Origin of the sequence: Roseovarius roseus, assembly GCF_043355935.2 — a bacterium.
GTDB classification, from domain to species: Bacteria; Pseudomonadota; Alphaproteobacteria; order Rhodobacterales; family Rhodobacteraceae; genus Roseovarius; species Roseovarius roseus.
The window spans coordinates 26932-51919 of record NZ_JBHFPE020000008.1 but is presented as its reverse complement, the minus strand read 5'-3'; the positions used below and the strand labels follow the sequence as shown (position 1 = coordinate 51919).

The following is a 24988-nucleotide window of genomic DNA, read 5'->3' as shown; positions in this document are numbered from 1 at the left end:
GGGGCGCGCCCGGCCATGATGGTAAGTATGACCACTGCCCTGATCACCCACCCCGATTGTCTCGACCATGTAACGCCCGACGGCCACCCTGAACGCGTGGCCCGGCTTGAGGCCGTTCTGCGCGCGCTGGAGGGAAAGGCGCTGATGCAGATCGAGGCGCCCCTGGCCACGGATGCCCAGCTGCGCCTCGTGCATCCGCAGACCCATATCGACGCGCTCGAGGCGATGATCCCGGTTCGGGGCCTCGCTCCGATTGACGGCGATACATGGGTCTCGCCCGGCTCGATGCGCGCCGCGCGGCGCGGTGTGGGCGGGGCGATCCGCGCCGTCGACATGGCGATCGAAGGCACTGCCCGCAACGCCTTTGTCGCCACGCGTCCCCCCGGCCACCACGCGGAGCCCGCGAAGGCAATGGGCTTTTGCCTCTTCGGCAATGTCGCGGCGGCGGCGCGCCACGCGATTGACCATCACGGGTTGACCCGTGTTGCTATCGTGGATTTCGACGTGCATCATGGCAATGGCACGCAGGCGCTGGTTCAGGACGATCCGCGCATCCTCTACCTCTCGTCCCACGAGATGCCGCTCTTTCCCGGCACCGGATATCCGTCCGAAACGGGCACGGATGGCAATGTCGTCAACGTGCCGCTGCGTTCCGGCGATGGCAGCGCCGCGTTTCGCGCGGCCATGTCTGACACCATCCTGCCGGCGGCCCGCGCCTTTGACCCCGAGCTGCTGATCATCTCCGCCGGTTTTGACGCTCATAAGGACGATCCGCTGGCGAGCCTTCAGCTTGGCACCGATGATTTCGCATGGGTCACCGAAAGGCTGTGCGACCTTGCAGACCAGCATTGCGATGGCCGCCAGATTTCCTGCCTTGAGGGCGGGTATGATCTGGAGTCTCTGGCAGCCAGCGCCGCGGCCCATGTGGATGTGCTGATCGCGCGCGGGGGATAGCCTGACCACTCGCCCCTTTCACTGTTCCCAAAATACTCAACTGTCGGGCAGCAAACCTTTTCTGCCGCTTGCCTCATCTTTCGCTCCGTGCCACCAAGGGCACCAATTCGCCGCGGAGGATCCCCATGCGCGCCGGTCTTTCGCTTTTGTGCCTCACCTATGTGCTCAGCCAGTTCTACCGCGCCTTCCTCGCGGTGCTCGGCAGCGTGCTGGAGCGTGATGTCGGCGCGGGGCCGGATGACCTCGCGGTGGCGTCTGGGCTGTGGTTTCTCGCCTTTGCCGCCGCGCAGCTGCCGGTGGGCTGGGCGCTTGACCATGTGGGGCCGCGGCGCACGGTCTCGGCTGTGTTGCTCATCGGTGGGGCTGGTGGGGCGCTGCTTTTCGCGGCGGCGGCCAGCGCGCTTCACGTCAAGATTGCCATGATGCTGATCGGCGCGGGCTGCGCCCCGGTGCTGGTTTCGGCCTATTACATCCTCGCGCGTCAGGGCAGCCCGGCACAATTCGCCACCATGGCCGCGCTGCTGTTGGGCATCGGGTCGGTCGGCAACCTTGGTGCATCCTGGCCCATGGCCTTCGCGGTCGAAACCGTTGGCTGGCGCGCCGCGATGGTCCTCTTGGCGGCGCTGACGGCTGGCGCCGCGGCGGCGCTGTTTCTGATTGTCCGCGATCCCGAGGCGCCGCTGGGCGGTCAGCGCGGCTCGGTTCTGGACCTTTTGAAAATGCGCGCGCTCTGGCCGATCATCCCCATGATGTTCGCGTGCTACGCCCCTGCGGCCGCCGTGCGCGGCCTCTGGATCGGGCCGTATCTGAGCGATGTCTTCGGCCTCACCACTTCGCAGCTGGGTCAGGCATCGCTCGTGATGGGTATCGCGATGATTTGCGGGACGCTGGCCTACGGCCCGCTCGACCGCGTTTTCGGCACGCATAAATGGGTGATCCTGATCGGCAACGTGATGTGCGGCCTCTCGGCGCTGGCGCTGGCGGCGCTGGCCGGTCACAGCGCCGCGCTTGGGATCGCGCTTTGCGCGGCGATCGGTCTTTTCGGCGGCACCTTCCCGGTGATGATCGCCCATGCGCGCGGGTTTTTCCCGCCGCATCTGGCCGGGCGCGGCGTGACGCTGATGAATCTCTTCGGCATCGGCGGTGTCGGCGTCATGCAGCTGGCCTCGGGCGGCATTCATGCACAGGTCGGGGCCGCTTCGGGCGCGCTCATCTCCTATCAGGTGCTCTTCGCCTTCTTCGCCTCGGTGTCGCTGATCGGCGCCGCGGCCTACCTCTTCAGCCGCGACGCGCCCGCCTGACCCCTTTCCTATGGCGGCGATGCGGGATATGAGGCGCCGGAGCCAAACCGCATTTGCATCAGGAGTTATCAAGAGATGGGCTACAGGGTCGCCGTCGTAGGCGCCACGGGCAACGTGGGCCGCGAAATGCTGAACATCCTGGCCGAGCGCCAGTTTCCCGCCGACGAGGTCGTCGCGCTTGCCAGCCGAAAATCCATCGGCAGCGAGGTCAGCTATGGTGACAAGACCCTGAAGACAAAGGATCTTGATGCGTTCGATTTCACCGGCTGGGATATCGCGCTCTTTGCCATCGGCTCGGACGCCACCAAGATCTACGCGCCCAAGGCCGCCAAGGCCGGCTGCATCGTGATCGACAACTCGTCGCTCTATCGCTACGACGCCGACATCCCGCTGGTCGTTCCCGAGGTCAATCCCGAGGCTGTCGAGCAGGTGCACAAGCGCAATATCATCGCCAATCCCAACTGCTCGACCGCGCAGATGGTCGTGGCGCTGAAGCCCTTGCATGACCGCGCCCGGATCAAGCGCGTCGTCGTCTCGACCTACCAGTCGGTCAGCGGCGCGGGCAAGGAGGGCATCGATGAGCTCTGGGATCAGACCAAGTCGATCTACAACCCCACCGATGACAAACCGGCCAAAAAATTCACCAAGCAGATCGCCTTCAACGTGATCCCGCATATCGACGTCTTCATGGACTCGGGCGAGACCAAGGAAGAATGGAAGATGGTCGCCGAGACGAAAAAGATCGTCGATCCAAAGATCAAGGTCACGGCGACCTGCGTGCGCGTTCCGGTCTTTGTCGGCCATTCCGAGGCGATCAACATCGAGTTCGAGGAATTCCTCGACGAGGACGAGGCGCGCGACATCCTGCGCGAGGCGCCCGGCATCATGGTGATCGACAAGCGTGAGGATGGCGGCTACGTCACCCCCGTCGAATGCGTCGGCGATTTCGCCACCTTCATCAGCCGCATCCGGCAGGACAGCACCATCGAGAACGGCCTGAACCTCTGGTGCGTCAGTGACAACCTGCGCAAGGGCGCGGCCCTCAACGCGGTCCAGATCGCCGAGACACTGGGCCAGCGCGTGCTGAAAAAGGGCTGAGAGGACCAACCCCTTCCCGGTGCATTGCAGCACGCGGGGAGGGGGCAATCCCAGGCGCGCGCCGCATGTCAGGCCATCCCGCCGCCCGGCGCGTGATTGCCAGTAGTACCAGCGCTATCAACCAATAGAACCACATCATGTAGCTATCTGACCCTGACCGGTTCAAGATAGCGTAAATCCGCGCAGTCTTGCCCGGATCCGCTTGCAATCCAGTCACGAGCGCCAAAGACTGGCGCCATATTGCTGGAGAGGTGCCCCATGCGCGCGACAACCCCCCTTATGTCCCTGACTTTCGCCCTGGCCCTGCCGGGCACGGTGATGGCCGATGACATTCCCCTGACCAGCCGTGTCTCGGCGGTCACGCTCTATCCGCAGGGCGCGACGGTGCGGCGCGCGGTGCCCTTCGATGCGCCAGCCGGTCAGCATGACCTGATCCTTGTCGACTTGCCGCAGGACACCAACCTCGCCACCGTTCGCGCCGAAGTTTCGGGTGCCGAGATGGGCAGCGTTACGACCCGCCGCACCGCCCAGCCCACGCGCAGCGAAACGCAAAGCGCTGCGATCGAGGCCGCGCGCGATGAGGTCGAGCGCCGCGAGGTCGCGTTAGAGGCCGCACGCGCCGAGATTGCCCGCCTGCGCCTCGCGGTGGATGCGGCCAATGCGCAGACCGCTTTTCTTGCCCAGTTGGGGCAGGGGGACGGCATCGCGGCGCAGGACGTGGGTACCCTGCGCGACATGGCGCAGATGATCGGCGAGCAGACGCTGGCCGCGCGCGAGGCCGCGCATGATGCTACCCGCGCCGCCGCCGCCGCCGAGCGGGACCTCAAGGACCAGATCGAAGCGCTGGAGGAGGCGCGCCAGGCCCTTGCCGCGCTGGTACCCGAGGATGAGGACCGCGCGATGCTGGCCGTCTCGATCACTGCGGCGGATCAGACCAGCGGCACTCTGACCGTCACGTATCAAACGTGGAATGCGGGCTGGGCGCCCGTCTATGACATGACCCTCACGCGCGACACCGGTGCGCTGACCATCGAGCGCGGCGCCTATCTCAGCCAAAGCACGGGCGAGAATTGGCAGGACGTTTCGCTGACCCTGTCGACGGTGCGCCCGAGCGGCCAGACCCGGCCCAGCGAGATCGGCCCGCTCCTCCGCCGCATCGGCCCGCCCCAGCCGGCCCTTCGCAAGGAGGCGCTGGGCGCCGAGATGGACAGCATGGCGATGGCCGAGTCGGCTCCCATGCCCGCCGAAGCCCCGTCCATCGTCACGGCCTCCGCCGAGTTCGATGGCCTCTCGGTGACCTATGATTACGCGCCGCCCGTCTCGGTCGCATCTGGGGCCGACGCGTTGCGCATCGCGCTCGGCACCCTCGAAGCCGAGGCGACCATTGAGGCGCGGGCCGTGCCGCTCCATGACAGCAGCGCGTTCCTGATGGCAGAATTCACCAATGACACGGGCGAGTTGATCCTGCCCGGTGAGACGCATCACTATTTGGGCAGCACCTATGTCGGCCAGACGCGGGGCGAGATGATCGCCGCGGGCGCCACCAGCGAGGCGTCCTTCGGCCCCATTGACGGCCTGCGGCTGACGCGCACTACGCTGGACCGCGAAGAGGGCGGCAGCGGCCTTATCCGCAAATCCAGCGATCTGACCGAAACGGCCCGGATCGAGGTCGAGAACCTGACGGATGAGTCCTGGCCCCTGCGCGTGCTCGACCGGGTGCCCTATTCCGAGCAGGAGGATCTGCAGATCGACTGGCAGGCCGAGCCGCGCCCGACCGAAGTGGATGTGGACGGCCAGACCGGCGTTCTGGCGTGGGAGTTCGATCTTGAACCCGGCGCAACCCGTGATCTGATCCTGGAATACGGTATGCAATGGCCCGAGGACCAGGTCCTGCGATAAAAGGGCGGCCCCCTGCTTCATCTTGGGAAAAATACTCAAACCCCGCACGGATCAGGCAGGGCGCTCAGATATCCTTGCGCGCGCTCAGCGCCGCGCTGATCGTGCCATCATCAAGATAATCCAGCTCGCCTCCGATCGGCACGCCTTGGGCCAGCGACGTGAGGCGCACACGCCCCTCGATCTGATCGGCAATGTAATGCGCGGTGGTTTGGCCATCAATGGTGGCGGCGAGGGCGAGGATGACCTCGTCGATCCCCTCCTCCTCGATCCGCCCGATCATTTGCGGGATACGCAACTGTTCCGGTCCCACCTGATCGAGTGCGCTGAGCGTGCCGCCCAGCACATGGTAGCGCCCTTTATAACTGCCGCCCCGCTCCATCGCCCAGAGGTCCGACACGCTCTCGACCACGCAGAGCATGCCATTGGCGCGTTTGGGCGCGATACAGATATCGCAGATCTCGGATGTGCCGATATTGCCGCAGGTCGCGCATTCGCGGGCCGTAGCAGCGACGGTCTGCATCATGTCCGCCAGCGGCATCAGCTTCATCTCGCGCTTGGCGATGAGGTGCAGCACCGCGCGCCGGGCCGAGCGCGGCCCGAGGCCGGGCAGCCGGGCCATCATCTCGATCAGGCTGTCTATATCGCGGGTCGAACTCAAACGGTTTGTCCTGGCTGTTTCCGTGGACGCCTTCGGCGAGAGTATTTACCCCAAGATGAAGGTGGGGCGGTGCGCCTCAGAAGGGCAGTTTCATGTCCTTGGGCAGGCCCATGCCTTCGGTCAGCTTGCCCATTTCTTCCTGGGCGCGGTCGCTGGCCTTGCCTTGGGCATCCTTGATCGCGGCGAGGATCAGGTCCTCGACGACTTCCTTGTCGTCACCCGAGAAGATGCTGGGGTCGATATCGAGGCTCTTCAGCTCGCCCTTGCAGGTGGCGACGGCCTTGACGAGACCTGCGCCGCTCTCGCCGGTGACGGTGAGCGTGTGCATTTCCTCTTGCAGCGCTGCCATCTTGGTCTGCATTTCCTGTGCGGCCTTCATCATCTTGGCCATGTCGCCCATCTGGCCCAGTCCCTTGAACATGTCGGTCTCCGATTGCTGAGGATGTTTGATGTTAGATACGGGGCGCATCCCCTTGGCACAAGGGGGCGGCCGGTGCGGGTCAGCCTACCGCTTTGGATTTGCGGCTGGTATGCAGGATCATCGCCCCGCAGATCGCTGCCACCGCGATGATGAAAAGCGCGGGCGAAGCGCGGCAACCCGCCGCCATCGCCTCGGCGCGCAGGCCGGTGGGGTCGGCGGCGGCGACGATCATGGTCAGAACCGACCAGAGCACGCAGACGATCAGCGCGCCCCAGGCGCTGCGCATGAGTACCGCAATGGCCGATGCCGCCAGCAGGGCAAGCGCCGCGGGGCTGGAGAAGAGCGTCAGCGCCTCGCCCCACATGGTAACGGGAACGCCGTCCCATCCGGGGCGCTCGATGCCGCAGGCATCGGCCAGCGCCGTGCCGGGCGCGAGCGTCAGCGCGGCGGTGATCAATCCTCTTCGAACGGGTCCCATTCATCCTCGACTTCGGGCAGGGCGTCGGCCAGTGCCGCGTTCTCGATCTGGCGGGCCGTGCGGATTTCAATGATCTCGGCGCCGGGAAACGCGTCCTTGACCGCTTGGACAAGGGGATGACCTTCGGCCTCGCTGCGCAGGGCCATCTCTTCGGCGTCGCGCTTGGCGGCGATGGTTTTCTCGCCGCCCTCATTGACCAGCGTCACGGCCCAGCGATTGCCGGTCCAGCGCTGAAGCGCGGCGCCGAGGCGCTGCGCGAGGTCGTGCGGCGCGCCCTCGGTGGGCACGAATTCGATCCGGCCGGGCTGATAGGCGGCCAGCTGAACGCAGGTTTCGACCTCGACCAGCAGCTTGACGTCGCGGTTGGCGCGGATGACCTCGACCACGTGGTGGAAGGTGGGGTAATGTGCCAGCGCCTCGTTCGTGGCGACGGCCAGTGCCCCGCCCGCGCCATTGCCGGCGGAGGCGCGCGGCTGATTGGGCTGGTGCGATTGCTGTGGCTGGCTGGCCGGTGCGCCATAGGCGCCGGTGCTGGCCTGCGCAGTGTGACCGCCGCCTCCGGGGGCCGCGGTGCCGCCGGGCGCGTCCGTGGGCACGGGCGTGTCCTTCAGCTTGCGCAAGAGTTCTTCAGGGCTGGGCAGATCGGCGACATGCGTCAGCCGGATCACGGCCATTTCGGCGGCCATCATGGCGTTGGGCGCGCCCGCGACCTCCTCCAGCGCTTTGAGCAGCATCTGCCACATGCGGGTCAACACGCGCATCGGCAGCGCCTCGGCCATCTGCAGCCCGCGCGCCCGCTCGTCCGGGCCAATGGTGGGATCGTCCGCCGCCTCGGGCGTGATCTTGACGACCGAGGTCCAATGCGTGATCTCGGCCAGATCGCGCAGCACGGCCAGCGGATCGGCCCCGTCGGAATACTGCGCGCCCAGCTCGGTCAGTGCGCCCGCTGCGTCGCCCTTCAATATCAGATCGAAGAGGTCCAGCACGCGGCCCCGGTCAGCCAGCCCCAGCATCGCGCGTACTTGGTCGGCGCCCGTTTCCCCGGCGCCGTGGCTGATGGCTTGGTCGAGCAGCGACGTGGCATCGCGGGCCGAGCCCTCGGCGGCGCGGGTGATGAGCGCGAGCGCATCGTCGGTGATCTGAGCGCCTTCACTCTCCGCGATGCGGCGCATGAGCGTCAACATGACTTCGGGCTCGATCCGGCGCAGATCAAAGCGCTGGCAGCGCGACAGGACCGTCACCGGCACCTTGCGGATCTCGGTCGTGGCGAAGATGAATTTCACATGCGCGGGCGGCTCTTCGAGCGTTTTCAGCAGCGCGTTGAAGGCCGAGGTGCTGAGCATGTGCACCTCGTCGATGATGAAGATCTTGTAGCGGGCCGAGGCGGCGCGGTAGCTGACCGTCTCGATGATGGCGTCGCGGATGTTTTGCACGCCCGTATGGCTGGCGGCGTCCATCTCCATCACGTCGACATGGCGGCCTTCCATGATGGCGACACAATGCTCGCAGACGCCGCAGGGGTCGGTGGTGGGCCCGCCGTTTCCGTCGGCACCGATGCAGTTCATGCCCTTGGCAATGATGCGCGCGGTCGTGGTTTTGCCGGTGCCGCGAATGCCCGTCATGATGAAGGCCTGCGCGATGCGGTCGGCCTGAAACGCGTTTTTCAGCGTGCGCACCATCGCATCCTGCCCCACCAGATCGGCAAAGGTTTCGGGCCGGTATTTGCGGGCCAGAACGCGGTAGCCGGATGGGGCGGTGTCGGTCATATGAAGCGCCTGCTGGAATCGTCTGCTGTCAGGCGGGCAACGTAGCCGCGGCGCGCGCCCGCGTCCACCGCCTGAGGCGGCATCGCGCGCTTCAAAGTGCCCATAGCACGGCACCCGTCCCGACCGTGGCGAGGGTCAGCAGTCCGGCGAGGCGGCGGAAATTCTTGGTATCGGTGACTTCGACCTCCTGGCAGGTCAGCCGCTCATGCGTCTTGTGCGCCTGCCTGGCTGCGGTCCAATAGATGACGATCGCGGTGAGCAGAAAAAGGCTGGCGACACCTTTGGCCGCCCATGTCGGCTCGAAATCGCCAAAGACGGCCTTGAGCGCGATGGCAACGCCGACCGCGCCAAGGCCGAGACCCATCCAGGAATTGAACGTGCGCTCATTGGCCATGATTGTCCGGTCCTCGGCCCAATCGGTGCGCTGTTCGGCTTTTTCGGTCTTGTCGCTCATGCAAGGACGCTAAGCCAAGCGCGGCCTTTTGGCGAGACGGGTTTTTCTGGCGCATGGTGCGCGGGGCGGTGTAGCTTGGGTGCGGGCCGCAAGAGGATCGGAGACCGTGCCATGAAGCTGAGAGGATTGCGCCGCAGCCGCAATATCGAGGATCGCCGCCGTTCGGGCGGGGGCGGGCGCGGCGCTGGCATCGGCGGTGTCGGCCTGATCGTCGTGCTGGCCATCGGCTATTTCGCCGGAATTGACGTGACGCCCCTCTTGCAGGGCATGCAGGGTGGTGCGGTGCAGTCCTCGCAGCCGCGCCAGCTCAGCGCCGAGGAAGAGCGCGCGGCCGAGTTCAGCGCTCGCGTGCTGGCCACCACGGAAGGTGTCTGGAGCGATCTGATGCCGCGGCAGGCGGGGCAGGAGTATCGCCCGCCGGTCATGGTGCTCTATTCCGGCATTACGCAAAGCCCTTGTGGCGGCGCATCGGGTGCGACGGGGCCGTTTTACTGCCCCGCGGATCGCAAGGCGTATCTTGATACCGAATTCTTTGCCACGCTGGCCGAGCGGTTGGGCGCGCGCGGCGATTTCGCCGCCGCATATGTCATCGCGCATGAGGTCGCCCATCATGTTCAGAACGAGCTGGGGATCTTGGGCCAGGTCAATGAGGCCCGGCAAGCCAGCGGCGAGGCGCGCGCCAATGCGCTGACCGTCCGGCTGGAGCTTCAGGCAGATTGTCTCAGCGGCGTCTGGGCGCAGGCGGTGGGCGATCTGCTGGAGCCGGGCGATCTGGACGAGGCGCTGAATGCCGCGCGCCGGATCGGGGACGACCACCTGCAACGTCAGGCGGGCCGCGTGCCGCAGCCCCACACCTTTACCCATGGCACCTCCGAGCAACGCTCGCGCTGGTTTGCCCGCGGATACGAGCGCGGGCAGATGGCTGCCTGCGACACGTTCGGCGCCGAGCAGCTTTAAGGGGCGGGGCGGATGACGGGCTTTGTCCTTCACGCCCTGCCGGTGCTGCGCGGTATCCTTGCCATCGCACCCCTGCCGGGTGCGGGCGGTGAATACGAGGCCGACATGACTCATCTGGACGATTGGCGGCCCTCGATGGTGATCACCCTGACTGAGCTGCCCGAGATGGTCGCCGTGGGCGCGGGCGATCTGGGCCGCACCGTTGTCGGGCTGGGCGCGCGCTGGGTGCATGTGCCGGTGCCGGATTACGGTGTGCCGGATGCCCCCGGGATGGTGATATGGCGCAAGGCGGCGCCGACGGCCCTCTCCGCCCTGCGCGGTGGCGGACGTGTTCTCATCCATTGCCGGGGTGGCTGCGGACGTTCGGGGATGGCGGCGCTGCGTCTGATGACCGAGGCGGGCGAGCCGAGCGGTGCCGCTCTGGCGCGGTTGCGCACCGTGCGTCCCTGCGCCGTCGAGACGAAGGCCCAGATGCGCTGGGCCCTGCAAGGCGCCGGACCGGGCGCCGGGACGGGAGAGAAGGGATGAGGTGAGAGGCCGGAACGCAGCATTAGGTTATATAAAGCAATATCTTGCGAGTTGTTTTGTAACCATGTGACCGATCTTGGAATTGGATCAATTTACGTTTCGTCAATTTGGTTGGGCGACCGCTACATGCTGTCGTTCGTCTTCGCCGATCTTGATCACTCGCATTACCTCAGCCGGATGGGATCGTAACCGTTCATATCCCGTCGCAGCGCCGCCTGCCACTTGCTAGGCCGAGCGGGTGCCCCCTTTTGGCCGTGCTTATCTAAACCTTGACAGAATGCCGCATCTGATTCCATTGTTGAATGAATGATCATTTAGTGCAGGTTTCAATAACCTCTTTTTCTTAAGCGTATTGCTGCGCATGATCATTGCTTCGGCGTAGCGGGTATTCGTGCGCCAATCATGGCGGAGGCCGATCGGGAAGGATCGAAGGTACCGGCAAAGAGCCTGGCCAGTCACATCAGGGAGATGGAAATGGACGTTCTCGACCAACTGGGATCAATGAAGGAAGGCAAGCTGAGCCGCCGCGCTTTTACACGCTCGCTGCTGGCGGCGGGTATTGGCGTGACTGCGGTGCCGATGGGCGCGCGGATGGCCGGTGCGCAGGATGCGCAGGCGACGTTTTTCACGTGGGGCGGCTATGACATCCCCGAGCTCTTTGGCGAGTACAAGGAAAAGAACGGCGCGCTGCCCGATTTCGCCACCTTCGGCGGCTCCGAAGAGGCGCTGACCAAGATGCGCGGCGGCTTTGTCGTGGATGTGTCGCACCCCTGCAATTCGGGCCTGCCGCGCTGGGTGCAAAGTGGCCTTTTCCAGCCGATCGACCCCTCGCGCCTCAGCAATTGGCCCGACGTGCTGCCGGGTCTCGTGGATCTGACCGGCAACGAGGCCGAGAACGGGAATATCTGGCTGGCGCCGTTTGATTGGGGGCAGACCTCGATCACCTATCGCACCGACCTTTTCGAGCTGGAAGGCGAGGAAAGCTGGGACATGCTCTGGGACGAGCGCTACAAGAACCGTCTGGGCAGTCTGGCCTCGGGCGGGGATGCCTGGTGGTGCGGCGCGATCAAGGCCGGCGTCGATTTCGAGAATATCGACACGCCCGAAGCCTTCGAAAAGATCGCCGCCGTCATGCGCGAGCAGCGCCCGCTGATCCGCACCTACACCGACGACACCACCACGCTTGAACAGGCGCTGTCATCGGGCGAGATGGTCGCGGCGATGACGTGGGCCTCGTCGGCGGCTCTGCTCAAGGCCGAGGGCGTGCCGGTTGCATTTGCCGATCCCAAGGAAGGCGCGCTGACCTGGGTGTGCGGATTGATGATCCACAAGGACGCGCCCCATCTGGAAAAGGCGTATGAGGTGATCGACTCGCTCCTCAGTGTCGAGGCGGGCAAGTTCATGATCAACGATTACGGCTATGGCCATGCCAACGCCAAGGCGTTCGATTCCTTCGATGAGGAGATGCTGGCCGGTCTGGGATTGAGCAAGAATCCGCAGGAAGTACTGGAAGCCGGCCATTTCCAGGTCCCGCAGTCCCAAGAATGGGAAACCAAGATGAACGGCCTCTTTGAAGAGATCAAGGCAGGCTTCTAAAGCCTTGCCGTTCATTACCGCTTCAATTGCAAAACCACCGCTCCGGCCTTGCGCCGGAGCGGACACGTCCTCCCCGCATCCCAGACGAGGCGCATACCCTCATGAGTGAGCAGATCCTCCAGGATTTCGACACGTCCAGCTCCGCGTCGCAAAAGCGCCCCGGCATCATCACCAGGATGATGCACCGATCGGAAGCGCTCCGCGGCTACGCTCTGCTGTCGCCGACGCTGATCTTCATGGGCGTCATCATCCTCATCCCCTTCGGTATCTTGGTGGTGATGAGCTTTTGGACCCAGTCCGGCTTCGATTTCGACACGACTTGGACGCTGGCGAACTACCGCGACATGTTGGACCGGCCGATCTATCGGGCCCTGCTCGAACGCTCGCTCTACATCTCGGGGCTGGCGACCGTCGCGACGGTCATCCTGTGCTATCCGATGGCGTATTATGTCGCCTTCCACGTCCACCGAAACAAGATGATGTGGATTGTGCTGATGACGCTCCCGTTCTGGACCAGCTACCTTTTGCGCGTGTTCGCTTGGAAAGTGGTGCTGGGATACGAGGGGGTGATCAATTCGGCGCTGATGTCGGTCGGACTGATCGATGCCCCGCTGGAATTCCTGCTCTACAGCCAGTCCGCGGTCGTGATCACGCTGGCCCACGCCTGGGCCGCCTTTGCGATCTTGCCGCTCTACGTCTCGCTGGAGAAGATCGACCGCTCGCTGCTGGAGGCGGCGACAGACCTCGGCGACGGGCCGGTGATGCGGTTCCTGCGCGTGACACTGCCGCTGTCGCTGCCCGGCGTGATCTCGGCCAGCCTGCTCATCTTCATTCCGACGACCGGCGATTACATCACCCCCGCGCTTTTGGGCGGGCCTGACGGCACCATGATCGGCAACCTGATCCAGAAGCAGTTCGGCGCGATCAACAATTGGCCGATGGGGGCGGCGCTGTCGATCTCCTTGATGCTGTGCATCGCGGCGATCTGCGCGGCCTTCATCGTGCTGACCCTCTTTGTCAGAAAGCGAATTTTATGAGCTCAGGATCATATATCAGGCGGCCGAACAGGCCCCTTCAGCTCTACGCGGCGGTCTTTCTGATCGTCCTTTACGTGCCGGTGCTCTTCCTGCCGCTGTTCAGCTTCAACGACTCGATCTACGTCAAGTTTCCGCTGACGGGATTCACCCTGGAATGGTATGGCGACCTTTTCCAGCGCGAGCCGGTCTGGAACGCGCTGATGAACAGCGTCAAGATCGGGGTCAGCGTGTCGATCCTGTCGACGCTGTTGGGCGTCTTCGCCGCCAAGGCGATCACACGCTACCGGCTGCCGGGGCGGGGGCCTATCGTGGGTTTCATCATGCTGCCGCTCGTCGTGCCGCTGATCATCTTTGGCGTGGCGCTCCTGGTGCTGTTCAGCCGGCTGGGTGTGCCGCTGTCTCTCTATACTGTCGGTATGGGGCATCTGATCATCTGTCTGCCGTTTTCGATCGCCACGCTCATCCCGCGCTTTGAGGGCTTCGATCGCTCGATCGAAGAGGCGTCGGCGGATCTGGGCGAGAACGCGCTCTGGACGTTCTGGCGCGTGACGCTGCCGATGGTCTTTCCGGGCGTGGTGGCCAGTCTGATGCTGACTTTCACCGTCTCATTCGACGAGTTCATCATGGCGTTCTTCCTCAGCGGGACCGAGCCGACGCTGCCGATGTATATCTGGGGTCAGCTTCGCTTTCCGCAGGAATTCCCGTCCATCCTGGCCCTGTCGTCGATCATCATCGCGGCGTCGTTCGTCATTGTCTTCATCAGCCAGTGGGTCAACCGGGATGTTCAGATCAAAGCATTGAAAAGGGGCGAAACGTGAGCGACCAAGCCTTCATCTCGATCCGGAACGTCGACAAGTATTTCGGAAAGTTCCAGGCCCTCGACGATATCTCGATGGATATCGGACATGGCGAATTCTTCTCGCTTCTGGGCTCGTCGGGCTGTGGCAAGACGACTTTGCTGCGGATCCTCGCCGGGTTCGAGAATACCAGCTCGGGCGAGCTGAAGATCGACGGGAACGAGATGTCGGACGTGCCGCCGCACATGCGCCCGGTGAACATGGTGTTCCAGAACTACGCGATTTTCCCGCATCTCAACGTGCGCGACAACATCGCCTATGGTCTGCGCAAGCAGCGGCTGAGCAAGGCCCGCCGAGCCGAGATGGTCGATGAGATGCTGGATCTGATCAAGCTGCCCGACTACGGTGATCGCAAGGCGAATGAGCTGTCGGGCGGCCAGCGCCAGCGCATCGCGCTTGCCCGCGCGCTGATCCTGCGGCCCAAGGTGCTGCTGCTGGACGAGCCTCTGGGCGCGCTGGACAAGCAGCTGCGCGAGCAGATGCAGCTGGAGCTGCGCGATCTTCAACGCACCGTCGGCATCACGTTTGTCTTTGTCACCCATGACCAGGAAGAGGCGCTGACCCTGTCGGACCGCATCGCGGTGATGTCGCAGGGCAGGGTGCTGCAACTCGACACGCCCACCGGCCTTTACGAGCGTCCGCAAAGCCGGCAGGTGGCGTCCTTCATCGGCACGATGAATTTCTTTGACGCCCGCGTCAGTGAGGTTTCGGGCGGATCCGTCATTGTCGAGGCCGAAGGATTGGGGCGCATCGACGCGGGCGATCAGGGCACGCGCCACTTCACCGAGGGCGAGCGTGTGCAGGCGGCGATCCGCCCCGAAAAGCTGGAAATCAGCCCCGAGCGGCCTGCCGGGGAGGACGGCGCCGTCGAGGGGCAGTTGGTCAACACCGCCTATCTGGGCGAGCGCAGTCACTTCTTCGTCTCGCTGGACGGGCGCGAGCAGCCAGTCGCCGTCTCGGCGCAGAACCGCGAACATGCGTCGTTGCCCAGCCCCGAGAAAGGTAAGGTCTGGCTGACCTGGAGCCGGGCATCGGTCGTGCTGCTGCGAGACGATTGAGTCCCATGTCGGAGGCTGAAAACACCTATCCCCGTTCTCATCCGGGCGCGGGCAACATACGGACAGGGCGATGATCAAGCCAACCGCCGCGGCGGCAAAACTCAACAGCGAAGTCGGCCGGACCGCCCGCAAGGAGGTCCGTCGCCAGCAACTGATCGACGCGACGATCACCTCGATTTCGAAATACGGCATCACCGGCACCACGACGCCCACGGTAACAAGTCTTGCTGGCCTGTCGACCGGCACGGTCAATTTCCATTTCCAGACCAAGCAGACGCTGCTGGAGGAGACGCTGCGCTATCTGGGGCAGGAGCATCACGCCCAGTGGCAGAAAAGCGTGAACAATGCCGAACTGGATCCCGCTGCCAAGCTGCTGGCCATCGTCGATGCGCATTTCCATCCCAGCATCTGCAACCGCAAGAAGTTGACCGTCTGGTTCGCCTTCTACGGCGAGGCGGCGAACCGCGAGGCCTACCGGGCGATCATGTCCGAGATGGACGGGCAGCGAATCGAGATTTCGATCGGGCTCTGCCGCCGGATCATTGAGGAGGGCGGCTATGAGCGCATCGCCCCCGAAGAGATCTCGGCCACGCTCGAGGCGCTCTATGACGGGTTCTGCCTGAACATTCTGATCTATCCCAAGGTTTTCACCCGTCAGGACGCCATGCGCCGCGTGCGCGCCTATCTCGCTGCCACGTTCCCGCAGCATGCCGCCACCTTCGACCCCCAACTTCTGGAAGACTGACCCATGACACGCGATCCCCGTTACGACATCCTTTTCGAGCCGGTGCGCATCGGCCCCGTCACCGCGCCCAACCGGTTCTACCAGGTGCCCCATTGCAACGGCATGGGTCACCAGTATCCCTCCAGCATCGCCGAGATGCGCGGCATCAAGGCCGAGGGTGGCTGGGGCGTGGTCAACACCGAAGAGGCGGAGATTCATCACAGCTCCGAGCTGAGCGGCGTGATCGAGGCGCGGCTTTGGGACGACAGCGATATTCCGGCCCTCGCCCGCATGTGCGAGCGTGTGCACGTGCACGGTGCGCTTGCGGGGATCGAGCTGGCGCATCTGGGCATGGGGGCGGCGAACAATTACAGCCGCGAGGTGCCCCTCGGCCCCTCGGCCCGTCCCATCGACCTGCTGGAACCTGTTCAATCGCGCGCCATGGACAAGGCCGATATCAAGGCGTTTCGCAAGATGCATGTCGACGCGGCTCTGCGCTCCAAGAAGGCGGGGTTCGACATCGTCTATGTCTATGCGGGCCACGACATGACCACGCTGATGCATTTCCTCACACGCGACCGCAACGACCGGATGGACGAATACGGCGGCAGCCTGGAAAACCGTGTGCGCCTGATGCGCGAGGTTCTGGAGGACACGAAAGAGGCCGTCGGCGACACCTGCGCCGTGGCCATCCGTTTGGCGGTGGACGAGATGAAGGGCGCGGGCGGCCTCACGGCAGATGCCGAGGGCCGCGAGATCGTCGAGATGCTGGCCGAAATGCCGGACCTTTGGGACGTCAACGTCAGCGGCTGGGAGAATGACAGCGCCACCTCGCGGTTCTCGGAGGAAGGGTTTCAGAACGAATACATCTCTTTCGTGAAGGGCGTCACCTCCAAGCCGGTGGTCGGCGTGGGCAGGTTTACATCGCCCGACACGATGGTCTCGCTGGTCAGGAAAGGCGTGCTGGATTTCATCGGTGCCGCGCGCCCCTCCATCGCCGACCCGTTCCTGCCCAAGAAGATCGAGGAGGGCCGCATCGAGGACATCCGCGAATGCATCGGCTGCAACATCTGCGTGACCGCCGATTTTCTCTGCGTTCCGCTGCGCTGCACGCAAAACCCCACCATGGGCGAGGAATGGCGCCGCGGCTGGCATCCCGAGAAGATCGCTCGGAAATCGGCTGAAGAAGCCGTGCTGGTCGTCGGGTCCGGCCCTGCCGGGATTGAGGCAGCACATGCATTGGGCAAGCGCGGCTATAACGTGACGCTGGCCGAGGCGGGCAGCGAGGTGGGCGGCCACGCCACCCGTGTCAGCCGCCTGCCGGGCCTTGCCCAGTGGAAGCGCGCGGTGGATTACCGCGACTACCAAATCAGCCAGATGCCCAATGTCTCGCTCTATCTGGAAAGCCGACTGACCGCAGCGCAGGTGCTGGAATTCGAGGCCGATCATGTGGCTATCGCCACCGGATCGCACTGGGCGGCGCACGGGATCGGGCGCACCAACCGGCAGGGAATTCCGGCCGAGGATGGCGCGCGGATCATGACGCCCGACGATATCATGGCCGGTAAGACGCCTGAGGGGCCGGTGGTGATATTCGACGATGATTACTACTTCATGGCCGGCATCCTGGCCGAAAAGCTGCGCGGCGAGGGGCATGACGTGACCTATGTGACGCCGCTCGCGGACGTCTCGCACTGGACCCACAACACGATGGAGCAGGAGCGCATCCAGATCCGTCTGATGGAAATGGGCGTGACGATCAAGGCGTTGCACAACCTCGCGGCGCTGGGCGCGGATCACGCGCGGCTGGAATGCGTCTATACCGACAAGACCCATGAGATTGCCTGCGGCACCGCCGTTCTGGTGACGATGCGCGAGGCTGAGGATGCGCTTTATCACGAGGTTGCCGCGCTGGGCGAGGAGGGGGCGGCCATGCCGAAGACGCTGATGCGGATCGGGGATTGCCTGGCGCCGGGCACCATCGCGGCCTCGATCTATGCCGGGCACCGATACGCGCGCGAGCTGGGCGAGCCTGCGGCAGAGGGCACGCCCTTCCGCCGCGAATTGCCCGCGCTGGCATGAAGGAGGCCGCATGACACGCGATCCGCGATACGATTGCCTGTTCGAGCCGGTCAAGATCGGCCCGGTGACGGCGCGCAACCGCTTTTACCAGGTGCCCCATTGCAACGGCATGGGCCGCGTCTATCCCGAGAGCATGGCCGAGATGCGCCGCACCAAGGCCGAGGGCGGCTGGGCGGTGATCTGCACCGAAGAGATCGAGATCCACCCGACCGCTGAACATGCGCCTTGGTCGGGCGGGCGGCTCTGGGATGATCGCGACATGCCGGTGCTGGCGCGCATGTGCGAGGGCATTCACGAATTCGGCAGCCTAGCGGGCGCCGAGCTGAACCATGCCGGACTGATGGCCGCCAACCGCTACAGCCGCTTGCCGCCGATGGCGCCGTCGCATGCGCCCATCGCGCTGCCTGATCCACTACAAGCCCGCGCCATGGACAAGAGCGACATCCGCGCCCTGCGCAAATGGCACCGCACGGCGGCCCTGCGCGCGCGGGATGCGGGTTTTGACATCGTCTATGTCTATGCGGGCCATCAGCTGTCCACGATTTCGCATTTTCTGTCGCGCCAGCGCAATCACCGCAGCGATGAATATGGCGGCAGCCTGGAAAACCGCGCGCGCCTGCTGCGCGAGGTGCTGGAGGATACCAAGGAGGCGGTCGGCGACCGCTGCGGCGTGGCGCTGCGCTTTGCCGTCGAAGAGCTGATGGGAGACGCCGGTTTTACCAGCGACGGAGAGGGGCGCGATCTGGTCGAAATGCTGGCCGAGTTGCCCGATCTTTGGGATGTGAACCTCAGCGCTTGGGAGAACGACAGCGCCACCTCGCGGTTCAAGGCGCAGGGTTACCAGGATGATTACGTCTCGTTCGTCAAGCAGGTCACCAGCAAGCCCGTCGTCGGCGTCGGGCGCTATACAAGCCCCGATGCGATGGTCTCGCTCATCAAGAACGGCGTGCTGGACTTCATCGGGGCGGCGCGGCCCTCGATTGCCGATCCGTTTCTGCCCAAGAAGATCGAGGAGGGCCGGATCGAGGATATCCGCGAATGCATCGGCTGCAACATCTGCGTCTCGGGCGACCATCACAGCGTGCCCATCCGTTGCACCCAGAATCCCACCATGGGCGAGGAATGGCGCAGCGGCTGGCACCCCGAGCGTATCGCCGAGAAGACCGAGGACGCGCGCTACCTGATCGTCGGCGCCGGTCCTGCCGGGCTTGAGGCGGCGCTGTCGCTGGGACGGCGCGGTTATGACGTGACGCTAGCCGAGGCGGGCAGTTCGCTGGGTGGGCGCGTGGCGCGCGAGCGCGAATTGCCGGGCCTTGCCGAATGGGGCCGCGTCGCGGACTACCGCAGCTATCAGATCAGTCAGCTTGCCAACGTGAATTGCTATCTCGAAAGCGCGCTGAGCGCGCAGGAGGTCATGGAATTCGGCGCCGATCACGTCGTTCTGGCCACCGGCGCGAAATGGACCGCCGATGGCGTCGGCCGGGCCAATCCGTCCGTCATCGACATCGAAGAAGGCGCGGTGGTCCTGACCCCCGATGATGTCATGGACGGTGCCGCGCCCGAGGGGCCGGTGCTCGTTTTTGATGACGACCATTACTACATGGGCTCGGTCATGGCCGAAAAGCTGCGCGGCACCGGAGCCGAGGTGATCTATGTCACCCCCGCCGCCGAGGTCGCGTCTTGGACGCATAACACTCTGGAGCAGCACGTCATTCAGGCCCGCCTGATCGAGCTTGGCGTGCGCATTGTCACCGCGCGGAACCTGACCGCGCTTCGCAAGGGTGCGGCCGATCTGGAATGCATCTATTCCGGCGCGGCCGAGACGCTGGACTGTGCAGCGAGCGTCTTGGTGACGATGCGCGTCCCGGTCGATGACCTTTATGCCGCGCTGGAGAAAAAGGGCCTGAAATCCCTGACCCGGATCGGCGATTGCCTTGCCCCCGCCACCATTGCCGCAGCGGTGCATAGCGGACACCGCTATGCACGGCAGGCCGGCGCTGCGCCGGATGACGGCGTTCCCTTCCGCCGACAATTCCTTGCGCCCGGCGATCCGGCGCAGCCCTGACAGGAGACACGACATGGCCCGCGATCCACGATATGATGCACTGTTCGAGCCGATGCAGATCGGCCCCGTCACGGCCAAGAACCGCTTTTATCAGGTGCCGCATTGCACCGGCATGGGCTATACGCGGCCCCGCACCCTGGCGGCCATGCGCGAGGTCAAGGCCGAGGGCGGCTGGGGCGTGGTCTGCACCGAATACAATTCGATCCATCCGTCGTCGGACGACACACCCCACCTGTCGGCTTCGCTCTGGGATGACAGCGACATTCGCGCCCATGCGCTGATGACTGAAAAGGTGCACGCGCATGGCGCGCTGGCGGGGGCCGAGTTGTGGTATGGCGGTGCCCGCACCAGCAACCTGCTGACGCGCGAGGTTGCGATGGATGTGGCCTCCCTGCCCAACGGGCCTGGGCACCCGTTCCAGACCCGCGCCATGGACAAGACCGATATCCGCAACCTGCGCCGCTGGCACCGCAAGGCGGCGCTGCGGGCGCGCGATGCGGGCTTCGACATCGTATATGTCTATGCGACGCATACCTATCTTCTTTCCAATTTCCTCGATCCGCGCATCAACACACGCAGCGACGAATACGGCGGCAGCCTGGAAAACCGCGTGCGCCTCGTGCGCGAGCTGATCGAGGAGACCAAGGACGCCGTCGGCGATCGCTGCGGCGTGGCCGTGCGTTTTGCCGCCGATGAGCGGATCGGCGAGGACGGCATCCCCATCGAGGGCGAGCGCCGCGAGATGTTCTCGCTTCTGGCCGAGTTGCCGGACCTCTGGGACATCAACATCGCCGACTACGGCGTCGAGATGGGCGTGTCGCGCTTTACCGCCGACACCGCGCTTGAGCCCTATATGAGCTTCATCAAATCCATGACGACAAAGCCTGTCGTGACCGTGGGCCGCTTTACCTCGCCCGATACGATGGTCGGCCAGCTGAAGCGCGGGATCACCGATTTCATCGGCGCCGCACGCCCCTCCATCGCCGATCCGTTCCTGCCGAAGAAGATCGAGGAGGGCCGTATCGAGGACATCCGCGAGTGCATCGGCTGCAACATCTGTTACTCGGGCGACAGCCTGGGCGTCTCCATCCGCTGCACACAAAACCCCACCATGGGCGAGGAGTGGCGCAAGGATTGGCACCCCGAGAAGATTGCCGAAAAGGGCTCGGACGCATCTGTTCTGGTGGTCGGCTCGGGCCCGGCGGGCCTGGAGGCAGCGCATGCGCTGGGCAAGCGCGGCTACAAGGTGACGCTGGCCGAGGCGCGCAGCGAGATCGGCGGGCGCGTCACGCGCGAGTCGGCCCTGCCGGGGCTCAGCGAATATGCCCGCGTGCGTGATTACCGCGCGCAGCAGCTTCTGGATCTGCCCAATGTCGATATCTTTCGCGAAAGCCGTCTGGGCGCGCAGGACGTGATGGACGTGGGCGCCGATCACGTTGCCATCGCCACCGGCGCGCATTGGCGCAAGGAGCGGTTCGACGGCCGGACCTACGTGTCCGTCGCCGCGGCCGGCACCTCGCCCGAGATCCTGACCGCCGACGACATCATGGACGGTGTCCGGCCCTCTGGCCCGGTGCTGGTCTATGACGAGGATGGCTACTACCTCGGCGGCGTCATCGCCGAGAAATTGCGCAGCGACGGTGCCGAGGTCACGATCTGCACGCCTTCGGACGTCATCTCGCCCTGGGCGTCCAACACGACCGAGCGTTGGCGCGTGCGCAGCCATCTGGCGGCAATGGGCGTTGGGATCGAGGTCTCGCACGCTTTGACCCGCTTCGACGGCACCGAGGCGGCGCTGACCTGCCAATATACCGGCGCCGAAAAGCTGCTGCCCGTCGCGAGCGTGGTGATGGTCACCCAGCGCGCGCCAAATGATGCGCTCTACCACGAGCTTCTGGAAACCGCGGAGGGCGACGCGGCCAAGCTGCCTTTCACCCTGACGCGGATCGGCGATTGCGAGGCACCCGCGATCGTCGCCGCCGCCGTCTATGCCGGGCACCGCTATGCGCGGAATCTCGATGCGCCGCAGGATGTCGACATGCCGCTGAAGCATGACCGCGTCGACGTGGGTGCCACACCCGAGGGCCGGCATCTGGCAGGCGGGCAAGGCGCGGCCAGCCGCGAATACCTGGAGACCTTGCAGCTCTATTACGAGGAGGAAATCGAGGGCGAGGCCTATTTCGCGGCTATCGCCGAGCGGCTGGACGCCCCCGAGCATCGCGACAAGATGCGCCTCATGGCCGATGTCGAAACTTACGCGGCGGCGGCGGTGCACCCGCTCTTGCTGAAACACGGGCTTGTGCCGCGCGATGCCGAAGGGCTGCACCGCACGGGACGTGCGCAGGCCGAGAGCGCGAGCGCGGACTGGGACAGCCTGATCGCCGAGATGCGCAAGAGCTTTCCGGCCTATATGGACGATTTCGCGCGGCTTGAGGCGATGGCCCCGGCCGAGGATCTGCCTGCCCTTAAGGTGCTGACGGCCCATGAAACCGCGGCCATCGACTTTCTCGAGCGTGAGGCCGCCGGCGATCCGCAAAGCGCGGCACCGATGCAGCGCTATCTCGAAACCGGATCGCCATGAGACCGCGGCGGCTGGCCGCCGCGCTGACCGGCGCGGCGATTGCCGCCGGGGCGGTGGCCGCGCTTGGCGCGTGGCCGACCACATCACAGCAGGCCGCACCGCAAGCGTCCTGCGCCAGTTGCGACGCGCGACACAAGGTAATGCTGCGGCGCCACCAACCCGCAGCGACGACGACCACAACATCAGGAGCCAGACAATGACGCAGAGCGCTATCATCACCCGGTTCAACGAGCACGGGCCCGAGGGGACCGGCATGACCGAGTGGGATCCGATCGATCCCGCGTCCCTCGTCTCGGGCGAACCGGTCCAGCACGGGCATGTCTATTACGAGGAGGAGGATAGCGGATACCTCTCCGGCGTCTGGGATTGCACGGCCCAGACCGAAAAGATGGGCCCTTACGGGGTCGACGAGTTCATGCTGATCCTCGAAGGCACGTTGGTCATGGCCATGCCGGACGGCACCGAGGTCACCATCGCGCCGGGCGACGCATTTGTCATTCCCAAGGGGTTCGAATGTCAATGGAAACAGCCGGGCTACCTGCGCAAGTTCTTCGTGATCCTTGATGGCCCGGTGCCTGAGGAGGCCCAAAACAGGTCGCTCAAGCGCATTACCGTGCCGGAACTAGAGCACGGCGAGGCGCTCTCTGAAGGGGTGCTTGTGTCGGAACAAGTGCATTTCCTCAATGCCGCCGGGACGCTGAAGGTCGGTATCAGCAACTGGTCAGAAACGCGGATTCCTTCAATGCCATCCCTCTGCAACCAGCTGGTGCATGTGCTCTCGGGCTGTCTCACACTTTCGGGCGAGGGCGGCGAGCAGCATGTGCTGGAAAAGGGACAAACCGCCCATATACGTGCTGGAGGCACGATGGCATGGCATTCATCGAGTTCTACGCGCCTACTATTTTGCAAACACGTTTCGTTCTGAGGATGCTTTCGAGACATGCGGAGGGGAGGGGCATTCTCTGGCGGCTGTGCGTTGATGATTGGTAGAGCTGTCGGTTTGTCGCTAAAGTCACCTTCATCGCGCTCCGCGACACGAGCCAGCGTTTCTAGCTCTGCGTAAGGAGATTGCCGGGGTTGCGAAAAACGTCGATTTGCGCACCGACAAGTTCGACGCGCTGCCGGCAATCCCCGCGCGCAGGCGGCCCGTTTGTAACCAATTTCGTAACCTCAGAAAGGACTACGCGCCTTGTTCGCAAGGCAATTGTTTCATTTCAAAGGGGGAGGGTAAGGTGAGAGGCTGGACAACGACCCAAGCGGGGCTCGTTACGGCTGCTTCCTTCCGGATCTGACCGGGTTGGCGAGGCGCCTGCCCGCGCCAACCTCTCAGTTCGCTAGATAGACAGGATGGCGCGGTGATGCAAGGGGGGGCCTCAGATCGGCCTGCCTGCGGCGGGAGCATTTCCGGAACAGTGAAAGCGCTAGAGTGCGAGATAGCCGATGGCCGAGAAGGTCAGCAAGACGCCGCCCCATTGGCCTGGCGTCATGCGCTCGCGCAGGATGGCCCACGCAAGGATCACGGTGATCATGCCGAAGGTCGAGGCGGCGACGGATGCGAATTCCGGCCGCGCCATGCCCGCCGCCGCGATCACGATGCCAAGCGCGATGCAGTCGAGCACGCCCATGAGGCCCAGAAGCGGCAATGCGCCGCGTGCAGGCCAGCGGATGCCGCCTGACGCAGCGAGGAGGATCAGCGCCATACCCACGGCGATGATGCGCGTGATCAGGATCGCGGGCACTTCGCTACCCGCATGCGCCGCCGCTTGGCCGAGGGCGAAGGTGGCGGCGAAGGCCGCGCCGCCGAGGATCGCCCAGATGATCGCTGCGCGCTTGTTCCCGCTACTGGCCGCCTCGTCCGTCAGCAGCCCCACGATGGCAACGCCCGCAATGACCGCGCCCACCGCCAGCCATTGATCCGCGCTGACGGTCTGTCCCGCGGCGGCAGCCCAGCCGACCGAGAGCACCGGGTAGGCGCCGATGATGGGCGCGACAAGGCGCACGGGGCCAATCTCGAACGCCTTGTAGAGCCCAAGATAGGCCAGCGTGAAGGCAATGCCGCTGGCCATGGCAAGGGCGCTTGCCGTCCAGCCCATCGCGCCCCAGTCTCCGACCAGAAATGCGGCGGGTGCCATCACCAGCGTGCCGATGATCAGCACCGTCGTGAGTGCGGGCAGGATGCCGACGCGCTGCGAGACATAGCGCACGCAAATGTCGTGGATGCCCCAGCACAGCGCCGCGATGAGGCCGAAGACCAGCGAGCCCATCAGTCGGGCGGCCGAAAGAAGGGGATCATGAACACGATGCACGCGACGAGGAAGAACACTGAGCCGAACATGGCCCAGAAATGGCCGATACTGGCGATGCAGAAGCCCACCGCGGAGATCAGGAACAGGATCCATCCCAGGAAATTGATTTGATGATCGGTCATATTGGTAAAGGCTCTTGTTGCTTGGAACTCTCTTCCGCGATATTCT

22 protein-coding genes and 1 other RNA gene are annotated in these 24988 nt (G+C 64.6%); 15 read left to right on the top strand and 8 right to left on the bottom strand.

The features are described from left to right. Nucleotides 1-27: 27 nt before the first annotated feature. The 4 genes from ACEWPL_RS13055 (at nt 28) to ACEWPL_RS13040 (ending at nt 5252) form a co-directional block, all read left to right on the top strand. Complete coding sequence (locus ACEWPL_RS13055) at nt 28-954, top strand: histone deacetylase family protein (protein ID WP_393931100.1); 927 nt, start codon at nt 28-30, stop codon at nt 952-954. Between the two features lie 125 nt (nt 955-1079). Continuing rightward, entirely contained in the window at nt 1080-2255 is a 1176-nt protein-coding gene (locus ACEWPL_RS13050; RefSeq protein ID WP_393931102.1) for an MFS transporter, read from the top strand. A gap of 75 nt (nt 2256-2330) precedes the next feature. Beyond that, a complete protein-coding gene (locus ACEWPL_RS13045) occupies nt 2331-3353 on the top strand; it encodes an aspartate-semialdehyde dehydrogenase (protein ID WP_393931104.1) in 1023 nt (340 codons plus the stop codon). A 258-nt stretch (nt 3354-3611) separates the two neighbouring features. After that, complete coding sequence (locus ACEWPL_RS13040; protein WP_393931106.1) at nt 3612-5252, top strand: DUF4139 domain-containing protein; 1641 nt, start codon at nt 3612-3614, stop codon at nt 5250-5252. A 64-nt stretch (nt 5253-5316) separates the two neighbouring features. On the opposite strand, the gene recR is transcribed toward ACEWPL_RS13040, so the two are convergent. The 5 genes from recR to ACEWPL_RS13015 form a co-directional block, all read right to left on the bottom strand. After that, nucleotides 5317-5910 carry a recombination mediator RecR gene (gene recR / locus ACEWPL_RS13035; RefSeq protein WP_393931108.1) on the bottom strand — a complete coding sequence of 198 codons (594 nt, stop codon included), beginning with the start codon at nt 5908-5910 and terminating at the stop codon, nt 5317-5319. A gap of 76 nt (nt 5911-5986) precedes the next feature. Then, the gene (locus ACEWPL_RS13030) at nt 5987-6331 is read right to left on the bottom strand and encodes a YbaB/EbfC family nucleoid-associated protein (RefSeq protein ID WP_393931110.1); all 345 of its coding nucleotides are present in this window, start codon (nt 6329-6331) and stop codon (nt 5987-5989) included. 79 nt (nt 6332-6410) lie between these two features. After that, the gene (locus ACEWPL_RS13025; RefSeq protein WP_393931112.1) at nt 6411-6809 is read right to left on the bottom strand and encodes a hypothetical protein; all 399 of its coding nucleotides are present in this window, start codon (nt 6807-6809) and stop codon (nt 6411-6413) included. Then, nucleotides 6785-8575, bottom strand: a complete 1791-nt coding sequence (locus ACEWPL_RS13020) for a DNA polymerase III subunit gamma/tau (RefSeq protein ID WP_393931114.1) — start codon at nt 8573-8575, stop codon at nt 6785-6787. The genes ACEWPL_RS13025 and ACEWPL_RS13020 overlap by 25 nt, the downstream gene beginning before the upstream one ends. Nucleotides 8576-8666: 91 nt before the next feature. After that, nucleotides 8667-9029, bottom strand: a complete 363-nt coding sequence (locus tag ACEWPL_RS13015; RefSeq protein ID WP_393931116.1) for a DUF202 domain-containing protein — start codon at nt 9027-9029, stop codon at nt 8667-8669. A 111-nt stretch (nt 9030-9140) separates the two neighbouring features. On the opposite strand from ACEWPL_RS13015, the gene ypfJ reads away from it, so the two are divergent. From ypfJ to ACEWPL_RS12960, 11 genes are all read left to right on the top strand, one after another. Then, nucleotides 9141-9986, top strand: a complete 846-nt coding sequence (ypfJ, locus tag ACEWPL_RS13010; protein ID WP_393931118.1) for a KPN_02809 family neutral zinc metallopeptidase — start codon at nt 9141-9143, stop codon at nt 9984-9986. Between the two features lie 12 nt (nt 9987-9998). Continuing rightward, nucleotides 9999-10514 carry a protein-tyrosine phosphatase family protein gene (locus ACEWPL_RS13005; RefSeq protein WP_393931120.1) on the top strand — a complete coding sequence of 172 codons (516 nt, stop codon included), beginning with the start codon at nt 9999-10001 and terminating at the stop codon, nt 10512-10514. Between the two features lie 474 nt (nt 10515-10988). Further along, entirely contained in the window at nt 10989-12110 is a 1122-nt protein-coding gene (locus ACEWPL_RS13000; protein WP_393931122.1) for an ABC transporter substrate-binding protein, read from the top strand. A gap of 101 nt (nt 12111-12211) precedes the next feature. Further along, nucleotides 12212-13147 carry an ABC transporter permease gene (locus ACEWPL_RS12995; protein ID WP_393931124.1) on the top strand — a complete coding sequence of 312 codons (936 nt, stop codon included), beginning with the start codon at nt 12212-12214 and terminating at the stop codon, nt 13145-13147. Then, nucleotides 13144-13965: an ABC transporter permease gene (locus ACEWPL_RS12990; protein ID WP_393931126.1), complete on the top strand. Its 822-nt coding sequence runs from the start codon at nt 13144-13146 to the stop codon at nt 13963-13965. Before ACEWPL_RS12995 ends, ACEWPL_RS12990 begins: the two co-directional genes overlap by 4 nt. Then, nucleotides 13962-15062: an ABC transporter ATP-binding protein gene (locus ACEWPL_RS12985; RefSeq protein ID WP_393931128.1), complete on the top strand. Its 1101-nt coding sequence runs from the start codon at nt 13962-13964 to the stop codon at nt 15060-15062. The genes ACEWPL_RS12990 and ACEWPL_RS12985 overlap by 4 nt, the downstream gene beginning before the upstream one ends. A 70-nt stretch (nt 15063-15132) precedes the next feature. Further along, entirely contained in the window at nt 15133-15807 is a 675-nt protein-coding gene (locus tag ACEWPL_RS12980; RefSeq protein WP_393931130.1) for a TetR family transcriptional regulator C-terminal domain-containing protein, read from the top strand. 3 nt (nt 15808-15810) lie between these two features. Continuing rightward, complete coding sequence (locus ACEWPL_RS12975) at nt 15811-17868, top strand: oxidoreductase (RefSeq protein ID WP_393931132.1); 2058 nt, start codon at nt 15811-15813, stop codon at nt 17866-17868. Between the two features lie 10 nt (nt 17869-17878). After that, nucleotides 17879-19933, top strand: coding sequence for an oxidoreductase (locus ACEWPL_RS12970; protein ID WP_393931134.1), 2055 nt, complete (start codon nt 17879-17881; stop codon nt 19931-19933). 13 nt (nt 19934-19946) lie between these two features. After that, complete coding sequence (locus ACEWPL_RS12965) at nt 19947-22514, top strand: oxidoreductase (protein WP_393931136.1); 2568 nt, start codon at nt 19947-19949, stop codon at nt 22512-22514. 196 nt (nt 22515-22710) lie between these two features. Then, nucleotides 22711-23439, top strand: coding sequence for a cupin domain-containing protein (locus tag ACEWPL_RS12960; RefSeq protein ID WP_393931138.1), 729 nt, complete (start codon nt 22711-22713; stop codon nt 23437-23439). Nucleotides 23440-23744: 305 nt separating this feature from the next. Here the strand turns inward: ACEWPL_RS12960 and ffs are convergent. The 3 genes from ffs to ACEWPL_RS12945 all read right to left on the bottom strand — a co-directional run bounded on the left by ffs (nt 23745) and on the right by ACEWPL_RS12945 (nt 24942). Further along, an RNA gene (gene ffs / locus ACEWPL_RS12955) (signal recognition particle sRNA small type) lies at nt 23745-23843 on the bottom strand. A gap of 92 nt (nt 23844-23935) precedes the next feature. Continuing rightward, nucleotides 23936-24778, bottom strand: a complete 843-nt coding sequence (locus tag ACEWPL_RS12950; protein ID WP_393931140.1) for an EamA family transporter — start codon at nt 24776-24778, stop codon at nt 23936-23938. After that, nucleotides 24778-24942, bottom strand: a complete 165-nt coding sequence (locus ACEWPL_RS12945) for a cytochrome oxidase subunit III (protein ID WP_393931142.1) — start codon at nt 24940-24942, stop codon at nt 24778-24780. Before ACEWPL_RS12945 ends, ACEWPL_RS12950 begins: the two co-directional genes overlap by 1 nt. Nucleotides 24943-24988 lie beyond the last annotated feature (46 nt).

Coding starts and splice junctions, on each gene's coding strand:
- ACEWPL_RS13055 (WP_393931100.1), top strand. CDS start 28: ATGACCACTGCCCTGATCACCCACCCCGATTGTCTCGACCATGTAACG.
- ACEWPL_RS13050 (WP_393931102.1), top strand. CDS start 1,080: ATGCGCGCCGGTCTTTCGCTTTTGTGCCTCACCTATGTGCTCAGCCAG.
- ACEWPL_RS13045 (WP_393931104.1), top strand. CDS start 2,331: ATGGGCTACAGGGTCGCCGTCGTAGGCGCCACGGGCAACGTGGGCCGC.
- ACEWPL_RS13040 (WP_393931106.1), top strand. CDS start 3,612: ATGCGCGCGACAACCCCCCTTATGTCCCTGACTTTCGCCCTGGCCCTG.
- ACEWPL_RS13030 (WP_393931110.1), bottom strand. CDS start 6,331: ATGTTCAAGGGACTGGGCCAGATGGGCGACATGGCCAAGATGATGAAG.
- ACEWPL_RS13025 (WP_393931112.1), bottom strand. CDS start 6,809: ATGGGACCCGTTCGAAGAGGATTGATCACCGCCGCGCTGACGCTCGCG.
- ACEWPL_RS13020 (WP_393931114.1), bottom strand. CDS start 8,575: ATGACCGACACCGCCCCATCCGGCTACCGCGTTCTGGCCCGCAAATAC.
- ACEWPL_RS13015 (WP_393931116.1), bottom strand. CDS start 9,029: ATGAGCGACAAGACCGAAAAAGCCGAACAGCGCACCGATTGGGCCGAG.
- ypfJ (WP_393931118.1), top strand. CDS start 9,141: ATGAAGCTGAGAGGATTGCGCCGCAGCCGCAATATCGAGGATCGCCGC.
- ACEWPL_RS13005 (WP_393931120.1), top strand. CDS start 9,999: ATGACGGGCTTTGTCCTTCACGCCCTGCCGGTGCTGCGCGGTATCCTT.
- ACEWPL_RS13000 (WP_393931122.1), top strand. CDS start 10,989: ATGGACGTTCTCGACCAACTGGGATCAATGAAGGAAGGCAAGCTGAGC.
- ACEWPL_RS12995 (WP_393931124.1), top strand. CDS start 12,212: ATGAGTGAGCAGATCCTCCAGGATTTCGACACGTCCAGCTCCGCGTCG.
- ACEWPL_RS12990 (WP_393931126.1), top strand. CDS start 13,144: ATGAGCTCAGGATCATATATCAGGCGGCCGAACAGGCCCCTTCAGCTC.
- ACEWPL_RS12980 (WP_393931130.1), top strand. CDS start 15,133: ATGATCAAGCCAACCGCCGCGGCGGCAAAACTCAACAGCGAAGTCGGC.
- ACEWPL_RS12975 (WP_393931132.1), top strand. CDS start 15,811: ATGACACGCGATCCCCGTTACGACATCCTTTTCGAGCCGGTGCGCATC.
- ACEWPL_RS12970 (WP_393931134.1), top strand. CDS start 17,879: ATGACACGCGATCCGCGATACGATTGCCTGTTCGAGCCGGTCAAGATC.
- ACEWPL_RS12965 (WP_393931136.1), top strand. CDS start 19,947: ATGGCCCGCGATCCACGATATGATGCACTGTTCGAGCCGATGCAGATC.
- ACEWPL_RS12960 (WP_393931138.1), top strand. CDS start 22,711: ATGACGCAGAGCGCTATCATCACCCGGTTCAACGAGCACGGGCCCGAG.
- ACEWPL_RS12950 (WP_393931140.1), bottom strand. CDS start 24,778: ATGGGCTCGCTGGTCTTCGGCCTCATCGCGGCGCTGTGCTGGGGCATC.
- ACEWPL_RS12945 (WP_393931142.1), bottom strand. CDS start 24,942: ATGACCGATCATCAAATCAATTTCCTGGGATGGATCCTGTTCCTGATC.